At 46.8% G+C, this 19331-nt stretch carries 17 protein-coding genes and 1 other annotated feature; of the genes, 13 read left to right on the top strand and 4 right to left on the bottom strand.

Features of this window, described 5'->3' with window-relative positions:
- Positions 1-47: 47 nt before the first annotated feature.
- The 5 genes from MHH92_RS17665 to tyrS all read left to right on the top strand — a co-directional run bounded on the left by MHH92_RS17665 (position 48) and on the right by tyrS (position 5861).
- Positions 48-1364: a nucleobase:cation symporter-2 family protein gene (locus MHH92_RS17665; RefSeq protein WP_340905289.1), complete on the top strand. Its 1317-nt coding sequence runs from the start codon at positions 48-50 to the stop codon at positions 1362-1364.
- Positions 1365-1679: 315 nt separating this feature from the next.
- Positions 1680-3149: a protein adenylyltransferase SelO gene (locus MHH92_RS17660; protein WP_340905288.1), complete on the top strand. Its 1470-nt coding sequence runs from the start codon at positions 1680-1682 to the stop codon at positions 3147-3149.
- Between the two features lie 90 nt (positions 3150-3239).
- Positions 3240-3683, top strand: a complete 444-nt coding sequence (locus MHH92_RS17655; RefSeq protein WP_340905286.1) for an Imm63 family immunity protein — start codon at positions 3240-3242, stop codon at positions 3681-3683.
- A 20-nt stretch (positions 3684-3703) separates the two neighbouring features.
- The gene (locus MHH92_RS17650) at positions 3704-4153 is read left to right on the top strand and encodes a DMP19 family protein (RefSeq protein ID WP_340905283.1); all 450 of its coding nucleotides are present in this window, start codon (positions 3704-3706) and stop codon (positions 4151-4153) included.
- A gap of 98 nt (positions 4154-4251) precedes the next feature.
- Positions 4252-4479: a binding site (T-box leader), on the top strand.
- 119 nt (positions 4480-4598) lie between these two features.
- Positions 4599-5861, top strand: coding sequence for a tyrosine--tRNA ligase (gene tyrS / locus MHH92_RS17645; RefSeq protein WP_340907700.1), 1263 nt, complete (start codon positions 4599-4601; stop codon positions 5859-5861).
- A gap of 156 nt (positions 5862-6017) precedes the next feature.
- On the opposite strand, the gene MHH92_RS17640 is transcribed toward tyrS, so the two are convergent.
- The 4 genes from MHH92_RS17640 to MHH92_RS17625 form a co-directional block, all read right to left on the bottom strand.
- A complete protein-coding gene (locus MHH92_RS17640; RefSeq protein WP_017687903.1) occupies positions 6018-6296 on the bottom strand; it encodes a YxcD family protein in 279 nt (92 codons plus the stop codon).
- A gap of 5 nt (positions 6297-6301) precedes the next feature.
- On the bottom strand, positions 6302-6799 hold the full coding sequence (locus MHH92_RS17635; RefSeq protein ID WP_036613538.1) for a hypothetical protein: 498 nt from the start codon (positions 6797-6799) through the stop codon (positions 6302-6304).
- Positions 6800-6897: 98 nt separating this feature from the next.
- Positions 6898-7464 carry a PadR family transcriptional regulator gene (locus tag MHH92_RS17630; RefSeq protein ID WP_036613540.1) on the bottom strand — a complete coding sequence of 189 codons (567 nt, stop codon included), beginning with the start codon at positions 7462-7464 and terminating at the stop codon, positions 6898-6900.
- Positions 7465-7637: 173 nt separating this feature from the next.
- Positions 7638-8213, bottom strand: coding sequence for a beta-class carbonic anhydrase (locus tag MHH92_RS17625; protein ID WP_340905279.1), 576 nt, complete (start codon positions 8211-8213; stop codon positions 7638-7640).
- Positions 8214-8562: 349 nt separating this feature from the next.
- Here MHH92_RS17625 and MHH92_RS17620 point away from each other — a divergent pair, with 349 nt between their 5' ends.
- The 8 genes from MHH92_RS17620 (at position 8563) to mutS (ending at position 19319) form a co-directional block, all read left to right on the top strand.
- On the top strand, positions 8563-10077 hold the full coding sequence (locus tag MHH92_RS17620) for a carboxypeptidase M32 (RefSeq protein ID WP_340905277.1): 1515 nt from the start codon (positions 8563-8565) through the stop codon (positions 10075-10077).
- Between the two features lie 160 nt (positions 10078-10237).
- Positions 10238-11242 carry an ABC transporter substrate-binding protein gene (locus MHH92_RS17615; protein ID WP_339186874.1) on the top strand — a complete coding sequence of 335 codons (1005 nt, stop codon included), beginning with the start codon at positions 10238-10240 and terminating at the stop codon, positions 11240-11242.
- Between the two features lie 29 nt (positions 11243-11271).
- A complete protein-coding gene (locus tag MHH92_RS17610) occupies positions 11272-12066 on the top strand; it encodes an ABC transporter ATP-binding protein (RefSeq protein WP_047843426.1) in 795 nt (264 codons plus the stop codon).
- Positions 12067-12104: 38 nt separating this feature from the next.
- Positions 12105-12896, top strand: coding sequence for an ABC transporter permease (locus MHH92_RS17605; RefSeq protein ID WP_370739078.1), 792 nt, complete (start codon positions 12105-12107; stop codon positions 12894-12896).
- Between the two features lie 348 nt (positions 12897-13244).
- On the top strand, positions 13245-14222 hold the full coding sequence (locus MHH92_RS17600) for an aromatic acid exporter family protein (protein ID WP_036613548.1): 978 nt from the start codon (positions 13245-13247) through the stop codon (positions 14220-14222).
- A gap of 75 nt (positions 14223-14297) precedes the next feature.
- Positions 14298-14858 carry an outer spore coat protein CotE gene (locus MHH92_RS17595; protein WP_017687912.1) on the top strand — a complete coding sequence of 187 codons (561 nt, stop codon included), beginning with the start codon at positions 14298-14300 and terminating at the stop codon, positions 14856-14858.
- A 201-nt stretch (positions 14859-15059) separates the two neighbouring features.
- A complete protein-coding gene (locus MHH92_RS17590) occupies positions 15060-16310 on the top strand; it encodes a putative amidoligase domain-containing protein (protein WP_340905274.1) in 1251 nt (416 codons plus the stop codon).
- 207 nt (positions 16311-16517) lie between these two features.
- Positions 16518-19319 (top strand): DNA mismatch repair protein MutS, encoded by a 2802-nt coding sequence (gene mutS / locus MHH92_RS17585; RefSeq protein WP_340905273.1) that lies wholly within the window; start codon positions 16518-16520, stop codon positions 19317-19319.
- Positions 19320-19331 lie beyond the last annotated feature (12 nt).

Below are 19331 nucleotides of genomic sequence, written 5' to 3'. Positions count from 1 at the left end.
ATTTTGCAGCGGTTCTGTTGATTCTAATTTCAGGGGGGCAACGTGGGATGAAAGAAACCAAAAAGATGAGAGTTTTTTCACTGGGAATTCAGCACGTACTCGCGATGTATGCGGGAGCAATTCTGGTGCCTTTGCTTGTGGGCAGAGCACTAAATTTGACTGCAGAGCAGTTGGCATATCTGGTATCCATTGACCTGTTAACGTGTGGGATTGCAACATGGCTTCAGGCTCGGAAAGGGAAGTACTTGGGTATTGGTTTACCAGCGGTTCTCGGAAGTTCTTTTGTAGCGGTGACACCGATGATTGCGATTGGATCGCAATACGGAATTCCTGCCATATATGGGTCGATCATCGCAGCCGGGTTATTTATCGTTATCTTTGCCGTATTTTTTAGCAAAATCGTCAAATTGTTTCCGCCAGTTGTGATCGGTACAGTGGTAACCATCATCGGTCTTGCGCTAATCCCAACCGGCATTAAAAACATGGCGGGTGGAGCTAACAGCGAGAATTTCGGAAGTTTGGACAATTTGGCGCTTTCCTTTGGTGTATTACTGTTCATTCTAATCCTGAATCGATATGCTCGCGGTTTTGTAAAATCCCTGGCTGTTCTCCTTGGTATTATCGTGGGGACCCTCATCGCAGCCATCATGGGAAAAGTGAATTTTGCCTCTGTACAGGAAGCCTCCTGGTTCCATTTACCTCAACCCTTTTACTTTGGATGGCCTACCTTTGAAATCGGCCCCATTATTACAATGATTATTGTAGGTACGGTGGTTATCATCGAATCAACAGGTGTATTTATGGCTTTGAGCAAAATTTGTGATCAACCGATCAACGAAAATGATCTGGCACGGGGATATCGCGCAGAAGGTCTCGCGTTTGTTCTGGGCGGCATCTTTAATGCTTTTCCATACAATACATTTGCACAGAATGTTGGTTTGGTTCAGCTCTCCAAAGTAAAAACGACCAATGTTGTTGTTGCAGCTGGAGGTATTCTAGTCTTTCTGGGACTCATTCCGAAGGTAGCTGCTTTTGCAACCATTATTCCAAGTGCTGTCCTCGGAGGAGCGACTGTTGTCCTGTTTGGAATGGTTGTCTCATCCGGGATCAAAATGCTGACAAACGTCGACTTTGGCAAACAATCCAATCTATTGATCGTGGCTTGCTCCGTTTCACTTGGGCTCGGTGTTACTGCTGTACCCGATCTGTTTGCCCAGCTTCCTCAAAGTATTCGGATTATTGTTAGCGATGGTATTATTACGGGAAGCCTGTCAGCCATCCTGCTTAATGTCTTCTTTAACCTTGCTTTGAAAAAAGAGAACTTGCCAATACAGCCTGTACAGGCTCAAGAAGCACACACGTAATCCTTGTAATAACAGACGTGTCATCTAGTAGTAAGTAAGTGGAATAGATCCAAGACGGTTTTCTGGGAAGTGGAGTGAAAGGGAATGACCCCACTTGTCAAAGAAACCTCTTGGATTTTTTGGTGCTTACGATTCATGAGGAATGCAAAAGGCATGCAAATATGCTAAAGTTTCATCAAGAACATTTAATATGTTCGTTTAAGTCAACAACCTCTTGAATTGAATTTCCATGCGACTACATAAATGAGCATTGGTTCACAAGGCTACAATATAACCAAGGGATATCCCTGGTGCAGAAAAGGAGTTGTGATCACCATGCAACAAGAAACGTTGAACAAAGGGTGGAACTTGGAGAATAGTTATGCGCAGTTACCGCAACCCTTTTTTACAAGTCAGGGCGCAGTGCCTGTTGAATCACCAAAGCTGATCATTTTCAATAGATTGCTTGCATCCAGCTTGGGACTGGATGTGGAGTCTCTTGACAGTGATGAAGGAGCGCAAATTTTTGCAGGTAATTCGATCCCTGAAGGAGCCGAGCCTTTGGCTCAGGCCTATGCAGGGCATCAATTTGGCAATTTTAACATGCTTGGAGATGGACGTGCTTTGCTGCTGGGTGAACAGATTACGCCACAGGGCGAGCGAGTGGATATCCAGCTGAAAGGTTCAGGAAGAACACCGTACTCTCGTGGAGGAGATGGACGTGCTGCTGTTGGGCCCATGTTGCGAGAGTATATTATTAGTGAAGCGATGTATGCACTGGGGATCCCAACAACACGTAGTCTGGCTGTGGTATCAACTGGAGAAAACATTATCCGCGAAACAGAGCGGCCGGGTGCCATTTTAACCCGGGTGGCTTCCAGTCATATCCGGGTAGCAACCTTTCAGTACGCAGCAAGATGGGGGTCTATTGAAGATCTTCGGGCATTGGCTGATTATACGTTGCATCGACATTTTCCTGATGTTGCTCAAGCTGAGAATCGCTATCTTCTGCTCCTTCAGGAAGTGATTAAGCGGCAGGCGGCTCTCATTGCCCAGTGGCAGCGTGTTGGTTTCATTCATGGCGTGATGAACACAGATAACATGGCAATCAGTGGTGAGACCATCGATTATGGTCCGTGCGCCTTTATGGATGCTTACAATCCTTCAACCGTATTCAGCTCCATTGACAGGCAAGGTCGCTATGCTTATGGCAATCAACCGTATATTGCCGGGTGGAATTTGGCTCGCTTTGCCGAGACGCTTCTGCCGTTGTTGCATGAAGATGAAGAACAGGCCGTGCAGCTCGCTCAGGATGCTATTGCACAATTTTCTGAATTGTACCATCATCATTGGCTCAAGGGAATGCGTGCCAAACTGGGCTTGTTGGATGAAGAGGCCGAAGATGAAGCGCTGATCAAGGAGCTTCTTGAACTTATGGAGAAGCATAGTGCAGATTACACCAATACGTTCCTGGCTTTGACCTTTGATACATTGGAAGGGACAGCTTTGTTTGGCACGACAGAATTTGCTGAATGGCATGAGCGGTGGCAAGCAAGATTGGACAGACAGCAAGAGGAGAAGGAAGTCTCTCGACAGTTGATGAGAACAAGCAATCCAGCCGTCATTCCCCGAAATCATCGGGTCGAGGAAGCCCTTGAGCAAGCGGAGAACCACGGAGATCTTAGCGTGATGCTGAAGCTTTTGGCAGTTCTTTCAGACCCGTTCGCGCACTCACCTGAGCAGGCTGAATATGCCGAACTGCCAGCACAGTGCAATACTTCGTATCAGACTTTTTGTGGAACCTGAATGAACAGTATGGAATGAAGAGGCTGCCTTGGGCAGCTTTTTCATTTTTCATTCTGTCATCGACGTTACTTTACAGAGGCAGGTGCATTCATGTCCAACATGTTAAGCAAACAACAATTGGCAGACATCCTTATACAGCTTTTAGAGCGTACATCTTTCCCTAGGGAACAGATGCAGAACTATGTTAACCGCTTGTTTGAGAACTTTAAATGGGATGGGGTGCCTTATGTAGAGAGTAGAAAAGATACGTATATCGTTCGAATATACGAACGTGGTCTCGTCTCATTGGAGAAACGGGTGAAACAGCCGGATGAAGTCATCTATTGGTTGCTGGAAGATATTATTTTCACCGCGACGCATGTAGGGTTGTTGGAAAGACATGGCGTGGATAATAAAGAGACGCATTTGAACTATACAAATGAAGTGATGAAGGACCTGAACAGGGGTGTCCTGGAAGCCTTCCAGCAGATCGGTAATCCTTATTTACATTGGCATCAGACGGGCAAACGTCAGGAGTTAGAGGGCATGGCATAAAGAAAAGTGAGGTGTGTTACATGAGCGAGCAAGATATTAATGACGTATGGTATGACTATGCTGTGTTATTTGTCGAAAAAAAGAATGAATCTCAACAGGACTGGGCATCGTTGACTTCGAACGAGCAGAACATTGCTGCTCTATGGCTGTTAGAGGCGGATGTCTTTAATGGCGGTTTTATACAGTTTTTCTGTAACTGGGGGGAAGAGGTATACCGTTACGCGTTGCGGGCATTACATATTATTGATGCGACTCAAGTCGTGGAGATTATAACGTCAGCATACGGCTGTATTGAGCACTTGAAAGAGGATGAAAGGCTTACCGAACTGTGGGATATTCCTAAATTCCTGTCAAAGGAACAAGAGCAGCAGTTAGATGCGCTGGATCAGCAGTTTTGGAACAATGAGGATCAGATCGCGGAGAAAGCCTATGGTTATTATCACGGAAAATTGAACATGATGATCATATAATCTGGTTTCAACTATGCATCCGTTGTTCTGTTCGAAGATTAATACTTGGTCTTGCAATGACTGAAACGTTCGGCTATACTTGCTATAAATTGAATACATGAATCACGTTGATAGAGCGCAGTAGCGGCTTTGTCCCTGTTACAGAAAGTCAGGGGTTGATGGAACCTGATACATACAAGGGCTGCGAATTACACTCTGGAGTACTTGGGTAATGCCAAGCGGATGGGCAAACGATATATTGCTAAAAGTGGTATGGATAACGTGTTAAGGTCACGTGTTGTCCATGCAATTTGGGTGGTACCACGGTTATAATAATCGTCCCTGTGTCTAATGAAGACAAGGAGGCGATTTTTTTGTGTCCAAAAAAGCCGTTCCAGCGTGTAATTTCGTAATTTAACGTTGATCATGACTGAATCTTGAGGATAGAAAAGGGGTTATACACATGATGAATATTATTGATGAACTACAGTGGCGTGACGCCATTAACCAGCAGACAGATGCAGAGGGACTGCGTGAGTTGACTGAAACCAAATCGATCTCGTTGTACTGCGGCGTTGACCCTACGGGGGACAGCATGCATATCGGACATCTAATTCCATTCATGATGCTGAAACGTTTTCAACTGGCAGGACATCGTCCAGTCATTCTGATAGGTGGAGCTACAGGTACGATTGGTGATCCAAGTGGCCGGCAGGCAGAACGTTCTTTGCAAACGATGGAGCAAGTGCAGGAGAATGTGGATGCACTGACAGCGCAGATGAAGAAGTTGTTCGTAACAGACGGTGATAATCAGGTTCGCATGGTGAACAACTACGATTGGACACACAAAATCAATGTGATTGAATTCTTGCGTGACTACGGCAAAAACTTTAACCTCAACACAATGCTGGCTAAGGATGTAGTTGCGAGCAGACTGGAAGGCGGAATCTCGTTTACCGAGTTTTCATACCAGATCCTTCAATCACTCGACTACCTGCACCTGTTCCAAAACGAAGATGTACAGCTTCAAATCGGCGGTTCGGATCAATGGGGGAATATCACGAGTGGTCTTGATCTGATTCGTAAAAAAGAAGGATCTGAAGCGAAGGCGTATGGTCTGACCATTCCGCTCATGCTCAAATCCGACGGTACGAAATTCGGTAAAACAGCTGGCGGCGCAATCTGGCTTGACCCGAACAAAACAACACCATTTGAGTTCTACCAGTTCTGGGCGAATACAGATGACCGTGATGTCATTAAATACTTGAAATACTTTACTTTCCTCAGCAAAGAACAAATCGAAGCTTTGGCTGAAAAGGTAGAGACAGAGCCGCACAGACGTGAAGCACAGAAAGCACTCGCGGAAGAAATGACAAAATTCGTTCACGGCGAAGAAATGCTCGAACAGGCTAAGCGTATTACAGCGGCGCTGTTCAGTGGTGATATCCGTTCCCTGACAGCAGATGAAATCGAGCAGGGTTTCAAAGAAATGCCAACATTCGAAACGGACGGCGAAGCGAAAAATATCGTCGACTGGCTCGTAGATCTGGGGTTGGAGCCATCCAAACGCCAGGCGCGTGAGGATGTCACTAAAGGCGCGATCTCCATGAACGGTGAGAAAATCACAGAGCTTGAATTCACAGTGTCGGCAGAGCATGCCATCGGCGGTAAATTCATCATTATCCGTAAAGGTAAGAAGAACTACAGCCTGGTTAAACTCCAAGCGTAGTGTCTGAGTATTAGAACGTAACACAGAAACGTATAGAGACTACAATAGACACACAAATAAAGCTACAAATACAGAAACAAAAAGACCGCCTTCCATCTCTGTCAGGCGACAGAGGGGAGGCGGTCTTTCGTATATCAGGCCAGTGAGTGACCTATCTTATTGATTAACGATCGCTGTGATTTCTTCATCCAGATCAAGTCGTACATTCTCACGGTACGCCCTGATGTTGTATTCACTGTGCAGGTAACGAAGAATCGCTTCAATCATATTGGACTCCACCAGATATTGACTGCGGCCTTGAATCCAAACTTCAGCGGAATAACCTGTATCTTCTTCCCAGCTCAGTTCTACGTTCACATCGGTTGGACGTACACCCTTACGTTCTGCCATATGAATACAGATTGCATTCACAATTTCATCCATGCTCAGAACCATAGAGATTAGTACCGTCCGTTTCTGTTACGGTCATCATCACGATCATTGCGACGGTCATAACGACCATCCGCGGCAGGTTTGCGACGATTGGAGATGGCTCTGAAGAGTGCCATAGCCAGCATAACAATCAACATAATTGCTGCAACGTTCACGAGCAATCCAAGGATGTTACCCAGAGCGCCCATGCCACCGAACAATCCGCCAAACATCATACCAGCAAGACCACCAAGCATCATGCCTTTCATGAATCCGCCGCCACCGCCGAAGAATCCGCCACGGTTCGTTGTAGCTGCTCCATTGCTGGAATTGTTATTCGTATTCGATTTGCTTACATTGCTGTCGGATTTCTTAGGTGTATTGCTATAACTTTTCGTACCGGATTTAAATCCGCCACCACGTCTTGCATCTGCAGAATCCGGATTCGTTACTCCCACTGTTGCGAACAATAATGTAAAGGCCATAAATACCATCATTAGATGTTTAACTCCGAATTTTTTCTTCATTGTAAAGATCGTAACCCCCCGATTAATTTGTTTGAATCGCCCAAAAATGGGCCTTACTCATGTAATACGGTCAACTTGCAGGAACGTTTCAAATTTTATTAAATTTCTGAAACGCTTGGACTTGGGTCTTGAATTGCAGCTTGGCCATCAAGTAATTGGGTAACCCAATGACACCATTCCAGGCCTGTTTGTGCGTGCATTAACCCTTTTTGTACCAGGATGTAGCTTCCAAAATCTCGGTTGCCTACACGAAGATTATCCTGAGGTATACGTGACTTCAGATCCTCGAAATAACGTATGCGTTCCATAAACCAGCTTTTACGCTCGTTAAGAATGCGTCTCATGCTTCCGTCTTCCGCTATGCCAACACACAAAATACGCAAATTAAATTCATCGCGTGTAACCGGTGCGGTAACAGGAGTAATCATCCATTCCAAGAGCTTTTCAATGCCTTTTTCCGTAACTGCGTACATTTTCTTGTCCGGTTTGTCAGACTGTTGTACCCAGCGGGAGGCCAATAACTCATCGTTTTCCATCTTGGACAGGAGTGGATAGATCTGGCTGTGTTTCGCCTGCCAATGAGGCTGGATTTTCAGCATCAGATCATAGCCCGATGACTCCTCGCGGGTAAGCAGCCCGAGTAATCCGTAGGAAAGTATGTTCATGCACATGTCTCCTTAATATTAGGGCTAGGTCAGAGAGAACAATCGTTTTTACTTTCTTTGACCGCTTTCATAAAAAGTGTACACTGAAACTGTATGGTTTGACAACCTGACAGAACAACTGCCTTAATTTAGACAAAAAAAGTGCGAACCATAAGGTCCGCACTCCAAACCATTTAGAGAGATGCCTGTTGTCCATACCCCTCAGCGACAAGATTAAGCTCACCTGTGGCAGAATCGATAACCATGCCGTGGACGGGTACATTGGGAGGAAGTAAAGGATGCTTCTTGATCACTTCCACAGTATGTTTTACCCCTTCTTCGACGCTGTCAAACCCGCGCAACCATTTTTGCAAACGGATGCCAGAGTTCTCCAGAGTAGTCATGACTTCTTCCGATACGCCACGCTCAACCATATGTCCAATCATGGTCTCAGCGTGAAGGGAAGCCATACCACATTCGGTATGCCCCACTACCAGGACTTCATCTGCACCCAGTTCATAGATGGCGACAAGTACACTACGCATTACGCTTCCGAAAGGCTGAGAGATAATTGCGCCTGCGTTTTTGATGATTTTCACATCACCGTTTTTCAGGTTCATGGCCTTGGGCAGCAATTCCACCAGACGTGTATCCATACAAGTGATGATAACCATCTTTTTGGTTGGAAACTTGCCAGCCGTATACTTTTCGTATTCTTTAGTCTCGACAAATGATTTGTTGTAAGTCAAAATCTCTTGAATGTTGTTCATGTCCATTGCCTCCTGTTATCCAATACGACGAGCACGGCCACTTGCATATGATGCAGCTTGTCCTACACGCCTTTGCTTTTATAGTATTTCACGGTCAGCAGATGGCATTACTCCAACCCTTTAGAGGTTGTTCAAAAAGTCCACTTTTGATTACAAATCATGCCTGAGGGCATCATCAGCATCGAAGTTGAACGCCATTTCTATCTTCTCGGTAATGAAAACCAGACTTTTTGAACACGTATCTTTAGGAGAACAATGCAATTTTCATCTGTTAAAAGTTGATTATACGCAATGCAAAAAGTATCATCAATAGGGTATAACATTTTTTTTGAAGAGGTGAACGATAACAATGGATAAACAAACACAGGAACATTTGGAATCCTTCCGTAATCTGGCTCGTAAAATTAAGAGCTATCATGAAGCCATTGGTTTGCTTCACTGGGATCTGCGCACAGGTGCGCCGAAAAAAGGCGTTCCGACTCGTTCGGAGACGCTGGGTATGTTGTCCACCGAAGCATTCAAGCTGCAAACCTCGGCTGACATGAAGACTTACCTGGATGCATTAACGACTCCAGCAGTATCGGAACAGCTCGAAGATATAGATCGTCGTCTGGTTGAAGATTGCAAGAAAGAATATGATCGCAGTCAATCCGTACCACCTGAGAAAGTACAAGCTTATACCGTGCTAACAGCCAAGTCGGAAACGGCATGGGAAGATGCCAAGCATAACAGTGATTTTGCAGGATTCTCACCTTATCTCACAGATATCGTTAAGCTCAAACAGGAGTTTATTGATTATTGGGGTGTGAAGGATACACGTTATGATACGCTGCTTGATATGTATGAACCGGATCTGACGGTTGAGAAAGTGGACGCTGTGTTCGCCCGCCTCAAAGCACGTTTGGTGCCTTTGCAAGAGAAGATTAATGCTTCAGAAAACAAGCCAAATACAGAGTTCCTGAATCAGTTGTTTGACACCAAACAGCAGGAAAAATTCAGTCTGTTCATCCTGGAACAAATGGGCTATGACTTTGAAGCTGGACGATTGGACGAGAGTGTTCATCCTTTTGCAACGGGTCTTAACCCGGGTGATGTGCGGATCACAACACATTATCTGCAAGATGATGTAGCAAGCGCAGTCTTCAGTTCACTGCATGAGGGTGGACATGCCCTGTACGAGCAAAATATTGATGACAGTCTGGCGGGTACCCTTCTTGCCGAAGGAACGTCCATGGGGATTCATGAGTCCCAGTCCCGTCTTTGGGAAAACATGATTGGTCGCAGCCTGCCATTCTGGACACGCTATTACAAAGATTTGCAACAGCATTTCCCGCAACTGAGCGAGGTTGAACTGGAAGATTTTTATCGTGCAATCAACCGGGTAGAGAGTTCACTCATTCGGATTGAAGCGGATGAACTGACCTATAACCTGCATATTATTATCCGATATGAGATCGAGAAAATGTTATTCAACGATGGTCTGGAAGTGAAAGACCTGCCAGAGACCTGGAATGCAAAATACAAGGAATACCTAGGTATTATGCCAACGAATGATGGAGACGGTGTTCTTCAGGATGTTCACTGGTCTGGTGGTGACTTTGGTTACTTTGCTTCGTATTCTCTGGGTAATATGTATGCAGCTCAAATTCTACATACATTGCGCAAGGAAATGCCGGAGTTTGATACCCTCATTGCCGAAGGTAATCTGATTCCAATTAAGGAATGGCTTACAGACAAGATCTACCGGTATGGTAGAAGTCGCACACCTTCCGAATTAATTGTTGCCATAACGGGTGAAGAATTGAACCCGGATTATCTGGCTGATTATCTGGAAGCCAAATATGCCGAGATTTACAAGCTGTAGGTATCCCCGTAAATAACATACTGAATAACATTTCGAAGAGCTGAAGAGTCGGGCAACATTGCCCGGCTCTTTTTTGCATTTAAGTTCTTAACCTTTTGTTGGGCATCGGCATATCCATAATAGAGAGAAACTGCTGAAACCAGTGAAGGAGGGAAACAACATGAAATACACGCCATGGTTCGTCCGGGGCATCGTTATTCTGCTGATTATCATTGTGGCGCTCACCAGCTGTAATAAGGAAGAGAATGAAGCCAAGATTACGATTGGCGAAGTGACTCGTTCGGTATTTTACGCACCGGAGTATGTGGCTGTGGCTCAAGGTTTTTTTGAAGAGCAGGGACTTGAGGTGGATATTCAAACGACTGCTGGTGGTGACAAAACGATGGCGGCATTACTCGCAGGTTCGGTGGATATCGCACTGGTAGGGGCGGAGACGTCCATATATGTCTATCAGCAGGGAGCGGAAGATGCGGTTATTAACTTTGCCCAGCTCACCCAGACGGATGGTACATTTCTGTTCGCTCGTAACACAGAAGGTAGCTTCGATTGGGAGCAACTGAGGGATTCCACATTTCTCGGTCAACGCAAAGGCGGCATGCCGCAAATGGCAGGGGAGTTCGCACTGAACAAACATGGCATTGATCCGCAAAGTGATCTGGAGCTGATTCAAAATGTGGACTTTGCCAACATTGCGTCTGCTTTCGCTTCAGGCACGGGAGATTATGTTCAACTGTTTGAACCCCAGGCATCCATCTTTGAACAAGAAGGTCGGGGTAAGGTTGTTGCATCGTTTGGCACAGAAGGTGGTCTTCTGCCTTACACCGTCTTCATGACGAAACAGAGTTATCTTAACGACAATAAGGATATCGTACAGAAGTTTACGAATGGTCTACACAAAGCGCAGGCATGGGTGGATTCCCATACGGCTGAAGAGATTGCTGAAGTCATTTCTCCTTTTTTCAAAGACATCGATCCAGCCATTTTGGTAAGTAGTGTGAACCGTTATAAGGAACAGGGCAGCTATGCAACGGATCCGATCATTGATGAGGAAGAGTGGAACAATCTGCTTGATGTCATGAGTGCCGCCGGAGAGTTGAAAGAACGTGTGGATTTGAATGCCATTGTGGATAATGCCCATGCGGAAGAAGCTACGAAATCAAAGTAATGGGGTATTCAGGAAAGGAAGTGAGCAGAATGCCTGAATCCGAAAGTGTGATCCGACTGGAGGGGATCTCTCAAGTATACGTCAGCGAGCGGGAAGCTTCCTTGGTGCTTGAGGACTTGAGTCTGGAGATCCAAAAAGGAGAGTTCGTCAGTCTGGTTGGACCGAGTGGATGCGGTAAAACGACATTGTTGTCGATCATCGCCGGGCTGCTCACACCCACCCGAGGAGAGGTTAAGGTTAAAGGCAAACTCGTTGGCGGCCCCTCAGCACAGATTGGTTATATGCTTCAACAGGACTATCTGTTTCCGTGGCGGACCATTCTGGATAATGCATTAATCGGTCTTGAACTGACAGGCAGACTGGATGAACGGAGCCGTGAGCGTGTACGGGAACTGCTGGTAAGTATGGGATTGGCCGGAACGGAGAATCAGTACCCTTCAGAGCTTTCAGGAGGCATGAGACAGCGAGTAGCCCTGGTGCGCACGCTGGCAACCGATCCGGGGATTTTATTGTTGGATGAACCATTCTCAGCACTTGATTATCAAACCAAGCTGCAATTGGAGGATCTGGTCTCGGACACGTTAAAACAGTTTGGCAAAACATCTGTTCTCGTCACCCATGATTTGTCTGAAGCCATTGCGGTCAGTGACCGCGTCATTGTACTGGATCGCAATCCGGGCCGCATCCGTCGTGAATTTATCATTCCCGATGGAATTCGTAAATCTCAGCCGTTTCATGCCAGGGAGCAAGAAGGATTTAATGCGTTGTTTCAGGCATTGTGGAGTGAACTGGATCAGTCCGGGGGAGGTGAGGAAGACGCGTGAATCCAATGAATCCGAAGCAGGAAAAGCGTGACGAATGGATGGGGCAGCTGCATCGGAATCATATTCAGCAGGTGGCCAGATGGCGACATCAAGTGCTTGCCGTACAGTTATCTATGTTAGTATGTATGTTTTTGCTATGGGAAGTGGCAGGCAGACTCCGTTGGATTGATGTACTGTTATTCAGTTATCCGAGTAAGGTTTTTGCCCAGATTGGCAAGGACATCGCTAGTGGCGAGTTGTGGGCACATGTTGGGGTAACAGTAGGGGAAACGGCAGTTGGTTTTTTATTGGGAACACTGGTGGGAACCTTGCTTGCGGTTTTAATTTGGTGGTCTCCTTTTTTGTCCAAGGTGCTGGACCCCTATATGGTTGTGTTTAACAGTATGCCAAAGGTAGCACTTGGCCCGATCTTTATTGTGATGTTCGGCGCGGGTTTTACAGCGATTGTTATGACCACATTGTCCATCACGGTCATTATCACAACACTAGTGGTGTATAACAGCTTCAATGAAGTCGATCCCAATTATATTAAAGTCATTCGTACGTTTGGTGGAGAACGTTCCGAGATTTTTACAAAAGTTGTATTACCTGCTTCTTTTCCGGCGATTGTATCCACTTTGAAAGTGAACGTTGGCATGGCTTGGGTGGGTGTAATTGTGGGTGAGTTTCTAGTCGCCAAACAAGGGCTCGGTTATCTCATTATCTACGGATTCCAAGTATTCAACTTCACACTTGTATTATCAAGTCTGTTAATTATTGCCGCAGTTGCAACAGCCATGTACCAACTTGTTGTCTATGCAGAACGCAAAATGCTGGCTGGCCGCAGGTGATTCTGAAGTGTTTTACTCGTAATGTGACCGGGTATGATATGTATACAATTTCACAAGGGGTGTCACGTTGCCCGATACCGTAAAATCAAGTACCATATTTAGTATGATTATTCCGCGCAGATCCGGAATGAATGCGATGATTGGAGAAGAGGGCCTTGAGGTTCTGTCGCAACGATCTAACTTGCCAGCGTCCCTCATTCGGGGCGTGTTGCTGTGACCGGCATGCATGCGCATGTCGGTTGATGTCGTCTAGTTTACTTTTGGATGAGACATACTAGTCATGATAAATGAATGAGGCGACGAGCTGGCTAAGAATTTTTTTGCAGCTTAGAGGAGATGGAATGTTAAATGGGTTTTAGGGTAATTAAAACTGCAATCGCCGCATTAATGGCTGTATTGATTGCAGACTGGTGTCGCTTGCCGGGACCAACATCAGCGGGATTGCTTGCCATTCTTGGTGTGGATGTAACGAGAAAACGAAGTATTCGCACCATATCGGCGCGGTTCTTTGCTTCCGTAGTTGGACTTTTATTTGCAAGTGTACTTTTTCACTTTCTAGGCTTCCATTATTGGGTGCTGGCGGTATACATATTGATCGCATTCCCGGCTATTGTCCGGGTAGGATTTAAAGAAGGCATTGTTACAGGTTCTGTTGTGGTGTTTCGGGTGTTCGGCGGCGGGGAGATGGACGTGCATGTCGTCCTCGTACAAATTGCTTTGTTGTTAATTGGTCTTGGTTCCGCAATGGCGGTTAACCTGGCCTATATGCCGGCAGCAGATCCACAGATGCTGCGCATTCGCAAACGAATCGATGAACTCTTCTCGAAGATTTTCAAGGAATTTGCGGCCACGCTGCGTAATCCCAATGAAGCATGGGCAGGGAGAGAGCTGATTGAAGCAGATAAAGCGATACTTGGCGGTATTGATGCTGCCAAACGTTCTCTGGAGAATCAGGTGATTCATCCGAATGAGGAATGGAGCGTCTACTTCTATATGCGCAAAACGCAGTTGGACTCCATCCAGCACATGATGCATCTCGTGTCCCAGATCTATCAGAAGATGCCACATGCGGAGATGGTATCGGAGCTGTTCGATCAGCTTAGTCAGGACGTACTCACTGAATCCTACACGGGACGAACTGAAAAACTTCTTGCAGATGTGCAAGAAGAATTCAAACGTATGGAGCTGCCGGATACAAGGGAAGAATTCGAGATTCGTTCTGCAATTCTCCAGCTGTGCCGCGAACTCGCGCTGTATCTGAAAGTCGCGAAGAAGGACAAAGCACCGTCCCCAATCTCGGACCGGTCCCAATCTACAAACGAATAATAGAAAATAGTTGTCACCCTAGACGAATGCCCTGCATACACTTGTAGTGAATGATTGTATGGAGGAGGTTTAAAGATGTCATTGAGTCATAAACATCAATGTAGAGAGATTATCACGAAGGCGATCTGCGGCAAAGGTCGTAAGTTCTCTACCGTAACACATACCGTGACTCCGCCAAATGGTCCGACAAGTATTTTGGGGGCTTGGATTATCAACCACCAATATGAAGCCGTATCAGCGGGTGACGGAATTGAAGTTATTGGTACTTACGATATCAACATTTGGTATTCCTACGACAAGAACTCTCAGACGGATGTAGCCAAAGAAACGGTCTCGTATGTAGAACATGTGCCTTTGTCCTATCTGGACCCGAAACACCGGACTTCCACAGTGGAGGTATCTGCGGATGCAACGCAGGAACCTAGCTGTGTGGAAGCCACAGTATCAGCAGGTGGAAGCAGTGTAATTATCCGGGTAGAACGGGAATTCGCTGTGGAACTCGTTGCCGAAACCAAAGTTTGTGTGAAGGTCTGCACAGATGGTTGCGGTGACTACGAAGACAAGGACTATGACTTTGGCAGTGCCGATGGAGATTATGACGATCTCGATCCCGATCTGCTCGACGATGAGCTGTGAGTTTGACGCCTGTATTTGATAACCTAAGGTATCATATGCGCCAGAAGGCGCGGTGAAGAGGGCGTAAGCCCTCTTTCTTCTTAAATATTAAAAAATGGGTGGTAACGAGCCTCGCAATGTGCCTGGAATACCTTTCACGGGAAGGCTCCGCATTGCGGGGTTATTTTTATTTTAGTTGCATGATCCGGGAGGGGGGACGTAATGAATGTGATGGAACAAGCGGAGGAAGCGCTGCGCCGATATGAAAGGATGACTTCTGGAGAACGTGCAGAACGGTTGAAACAGGCAGGCATTGAAGTATTGTCACTGCACGATCGGCGCAAACGTGAACCAGGCTTGCGTGTACGCTATGACGTAGAGATAAGCTGTCTGCAGGCGATCCGGATCAAACGCAAGGATACTAGTGGCATGGGAGGGGCACAGGAAACTCTGTTGGAGCGTGAAGCGAGTTCAACCTTGTTCAAGCGCATAGAACGACTTGCGATCAAAACGTTGTATACGCTAGGGCTGGATCATGGAGCTGTTCGAATGGAATCCTCAGGGAATGGCGGCTGTGCAGTGATTTCGATCGACCCGTGTCCCTGGAAAGGGGTGACCAACCTTGCTGCTACCTATAGGGAAAGCTGGAAGCAGCATCAGGAACTGCTGGATGAGGAACTGAGTCACAGACCCATTCCAATACTCGGCATGGACCCGGAGTTTCTTCTGGTGCAGATGCCGGAATCCAAAATCGTACCCGCCTCCAGATTTCTTGAACGTACAGGAATGGCAGGCTGTGATTCCGTGACGATTGGTGGACGGCGCATATATCCGGTTGCCGAATTGCGGCCTGCTCCCAGCTCCGAACCACGAGAACTGCTGGCTCATCTGATGAGGGCATTCGCAGCTGCTTCCCGCAGCATTAGTGATCACTCGCTCATCTGGCAGGCAGGAGGGATGCCACAACGGGGGTTACCTTTGGGTGGTCATATTCATTTTAGCGGGGTGAATCTTACCGGGGAACTGCTTCGTGCACTGGACAATTATCTGGCATTGCCACTGGCATTTCTGCAAGACCCCCGTGGATCGGGAAGACGACCCCGTTATGGAGCACTTGGTGATTTTCGTCTGAAATCCTATGGTGGGTTTGAGTATCGTACGTTACCCAGCTTTCTTGTGTCGCCCCTTGTTGCGAAAGGTGTTGTGGCCTTGGCAGGTCTGATCGCGAGCGGGTATACTCAATTACGGCAGCGTCCGTTGGCGAAAGCTGAGGTTCATGCCGCTTTTTATGAGGGAAAGCGCGAAGTGATTAAGGATCACATCCCAGCACTCGTAGATGATCTGAAGAGGTTGGATGGATATGCACGTTATGAACGGTATGCGTCTCCGTTAATCCTTCAATTAAAACTGGGAAGAACTTGGGATGAGAGCCGCGATATTCGCAAACTCTGGAATATTCGGGCAGGTTCATGAAGTACGGACGTTTTTTTGATATAATAATAAACAAGTCTTTTATGAGTAATAAGCTACTACGGAAGATATGGAGCAGCAACCTTTGAAGGAAGTGGCGATTAGCCAACACATAAGGCGGAGGCGCAAACACAGTGCCTGACCGTCTTATTGTCCTTCCAGGACGCGTTTCTTCCTGACATTATAGGAACGGGATGGAGGATATTCATCATGGCTCAGTATACGCCAATGATTCAACAATATTTGCAAGTGAAGGCCGAAGCACAAGATGCTTTTCTATTTTTTAGACTGGGTGACTTCTATGAATTGTTCTTCGAGGATGCGATTAATGCTTCCCGTGAACTTGAGATCACGCTGACCGCACGCAACGGAGGCACGGATGACAAAATTCCGATGTGCGGTGTACCTTATCATTCGGCTGACAATTACATACAGCGTCTGATTGAAAAAGGATATAAAGTTGCAATTTGTGAGCAGATGGAAGATGCAAGTGTAACCAAAGGCATGGTACGACGCGAAATTGTACGTGTGGTTACACCCGGAACGGTGATGGAAGGAAAGACGCTGGGTGACAAGTCCAACAACTACATGGTCTGTCTTACAGGTAATCAAAATACGCTGGCCCTCGCGGCCTGTGATCTGTCAACGGGTGAGTTGTATGTGACATCCGTACCCTATTCCAAGGAATGGCTCAAGGATGAAATCGGCATCTACGAACCATCGGAGCTGGTGGGGGATGCAGCGCTGCTTGAAACAGTAGAAGCCGAGGCGTCTCCAATCGGTCGTCCTGTGGTCTACACGTCGTGGACAAAGAATAAGGAAGATCTGGTCCGTCAGCAGTTTGGCGAGGCTGTCTGGGCAAGATTAGAGCCTGAACGTCAAGCGTGCATTGCACGTCTTTTCTCCTATCTGAGTGAGACACAGAAACGTTCTCTGGGGCAGTTAACTCAAATCTCAACGTATGAGCCCGATCATTATATGATCTTGGATCCGTTTACCCGCCGGAACCTGGAATTGGTGGAAACCGTGCGTGAACGCTCCAAAAAAGGTTCATTACTCTGGTTGCTTGATCGTACCGAGACGTCCATGGGTGCAAGAATGCTGCGCCGCTGGGTTGATAAGCCATTGTTGCAAAAAGGGAAGATTAATGAGCGTCTTGAAGCAGTGGATACGCTATACAACCAGTTTATATTGCGTGAAGACCTGCGGGCAGAACTCAAAGACATCTACGATCTGGAGCGTTTGGTAGGTCGGATTGCGTTTGGCAATGCCAATGGTCGTGACCTGAATGCGCTCAAGTCATCGCTGGAGAAAATTCCAGGACTTCGTCAACATTGCGCAGGATCATCTTCCGCAACATTGCAGCATATTGCCGAAACGATGGATGATTGCAATGATCTGCGTGAAGCCATCGGGCAAGCCATTGTGGACGAGCCGCCGGTATCGGTAAGGGACGGAGGTCTGATTCGTGAAGGGTACCATGAACGTCTGGATGAATTGCGTGAGGCTTCAGTTAACGGGAAACAGTGGATTGCGGAGCTGGAAGCGCGAGAGCGTGAGACGACAGGCATTCGATCGCTGAAGATTGGATATAACAAAGTATTTGGTTATTATATCGAGATCACCAAGTCCAATCTGTCCGCGTTGCCAGAAGGACGTTATGAACGTAAACAGACACTTGCCAATGCAGAACGTTACATTACGCCGGAGTTGAAGGAAAAAGAGTCGCTGATTCTCGAAGCTCAGGACAAAATGGTTGATATTGAGTATGGGCTGTTCGCAGAGCTGCGCGAGCGGCTGAACAAAGAGATTGCAAGACTGCAGAAGCTGGCTGAACAGGTAGCGGAAATTGATGTGTATCAATCTTTTGCGGTGATCAGTGCTGAGCGAAACTTTGTACGTCCTACGTTGACCGACGGTTATGATCTGGTTGTGGAAGAAGGACGCCATCCGGTCGTTGAGGCGGTCATGCGAGATGGCGCATTTATTGCCAATCACACAGCAATGACCAAGGAAGAGGCACGTATTCTGCTGATTACCGGTCCGAATATGGCTGGTAAGAGTACGTATATGCGACAGGTTGCTTTAATCTCCATTTTGGCGCAAGTGGGTTGTTTTGTACCTGCGGGTCTGGCGGAAGTGCCGATCATGGATCGCATTTTCACACGGATCGGTGCCGCGGATGATCTCATTGGCGGACAAAGTACATTCATGGTGGAGATGGCCGACATTCAGGTCATGACGGACAAAGCTACACCACGCAGTCTGATTATTATCGATGAATTGGGACGGGGAACGTCAACCAGCGAAGGTATGGCGATTGCTCAGTCTGTTATTGAATATGTACATGATATTATCGGCTGTAAAGCTCTTGTATCAACTCATTTCCATGAGCTAGCTCATCTGGAGGAGAGTCTGGACAAGCTGGCCAACTACTCGATGGCGGTACAGGAGAGCGGTGACAAAGTTAATTTCCTGCGGAAATTGATTGCCGGGGCAGCCAGCAGCAGTTATGGTATCTATTGTGCACGCCTTGCAGGTCTGCCTGATAGCATTATTGAGCGGGCGAATGGACTATTGCATGGGTTCGAACATGCGGCCGCGCAAGTAGCTGTGGGCAGTGAATATATCGGAAACGAGAAGCAGGAAGAAGGCTTGAAATTAAAAGGTGGAGAATTCCAGCACACGGATTCAGCACCATTGATCCGGGAACACGAGATTGTGGAGAATGCAGAGTACACACCTTCTATTGAAGATTCGGTTGGGAAGCAACATGCCAGGAAATCAAACAGCAAAGGACAGTCCAGCGCAAACCATTCGGATGTGGTTCAACTGTCCATCTTTGGAGATGATGAGCCGAATGTGGCAACGAAACCGGATGTAGTTGCGGTGGATAAACCAGCGCGAGAATTCATCCGTACGATGAAAGATATCGATGTCATGAATATGACGCCACTTCAGGCGATGCAGATATTGAATGATCTCAAATTGAAGGCACAGCAATTATCCTGAGTATAAGGGAGG

Source organism: Paenibacillus sp. FSL M7-1414, from assembly GCF_038003195.1.
Lineage (GTDB): Bacteria > Bacillota > Bacilli > Paenibacillales > Paenibacillaceae > Paenibacillus > Paenibacillus amylolyticus.
Note: the sequence above shows the minus strand (reverse complement) of the source record. Positions and strands in the feature narration are given on the sequence as shown.

Excerpts from the sequence above, each read along its gene's own strand:
- MHH92_RS17625 (WP_340905279.1), bottom strand. The coding sequence starts at position 8,213 with ATGAACAACATTCAAGAGATTTTGACTTACAACAAATCATTTGTCGAG.
- MHH92_RS17610 (WP_047843426.1), top strand. The coding sequence starts at position 11,272 with ATGCCTGAATCCGAAAGTGTGATCCGACTGGAGGGGATCTCTCAAGTA.
- MHH92_RS17650 (WP_340905283.1), top strand. The coding sequence starts at position 3,704 with ATGAGCGAGCAAGATATTAATGACGTATGGTATGACTATGCTGTGTTA.
- MHH92_RS17665 (WP_340905289.1), top strand. The coding sequence starts at position 48 with ATGAAAGAAACCAAAAAGATGAGAGTTTTTTCACTGGGAATTCAGCAC.
- MHH92_RS17595 (WP_017687912.1), top strand. The coding sequence starts at position 14,298 with ATGTCATTGAGTCATAAACATCAATGTAGAGAGATTATCACGAAGGCG.
- MHH92_RS17620 (WP_340905277.1), top strand. The coding sequence starts at position 8,563 with ATGGATAAACAAACACAGGAACATTTGGAATCCTTCCGTAATCTGGCT.
- MHH92_RS17590 (WP_340905274.1), top strand. The coding sequence starts at position 15,060 with ATGAATGTGATGGAACAAGCGGAGGAAGCGCTGCGCCGATATGAAAGG.
- mutS (WP_340905273.1), top strand. The coding sequence starts at position 16,518 with ATGGCTCAGTATACGCCAATGATTCAACAATATTTGCAAGTGAAGGCC.
- MHH92_RS17600 (WP_036613548.1), top strand. The coding sequence starts at position 13,245 with ATGGGTTTTAGGGTAATTAAAACTGCAATCGCCGCATTAATGGCTGTA.
- MHH92_RS17640 (WP_017687903.1), bottom strand. The coding sequence starts at position 6,296 with ATGGTTCTGAGCATGGATGAAATTGTGAATGCAATCTGTATTCATATG.
- MHH92_RS17660 (WP_340905288.1), top strand. The coding sequence starts at position 1,680 with ATGCAACAAGAAACGTTGAACAAAGGGTGGAACTTGGAGAATAGTTAT.
- MHH92_RS17635 (WP_036613538.1), bottom strand. The coding sequence starts at position 6,799 with ATGAAGAAAAAATTCGGAGTTAAACATCTAATGATGGTATTTATGGCC.
- MHH92_RS17630 (WP_036613540.1), bottom strand. The coding sequence starts at position 7,464 with ATGAACATACTTTCCTACGGATTACTCGGGCTGCTTACCCGCGAGGAG.
- tyrS (WP_340907700.1), top strand. The coding sequence starts at position 4,599 with ATGAATATTATTGATGAACTACAGTGGCGTGACGCCATTAACCAGCAG.
- MHH92_RS17655 (WP_340905286.1), top strand. The coding sequence starts at position 3,240 with ATGTCCAACATGTTAAGCAAACAACAATTGGCAGACATCCTTATACAG.
- MHH92_RS17605 (WP_370739078.1), top strand. The coding sequence starts at position 12,105 with ATGGGGCAGCTGCATCGGAATCATATTCAGCAGGTGGCCAGATGGCGA.
- MHH92_RS17615 (WP_339186874.1), top strand. The coding sequence starts at position 10,238 with ATGAAATACACGCCATGGTTCGTCCGGGGCATCGTTATTCTGCTGATT.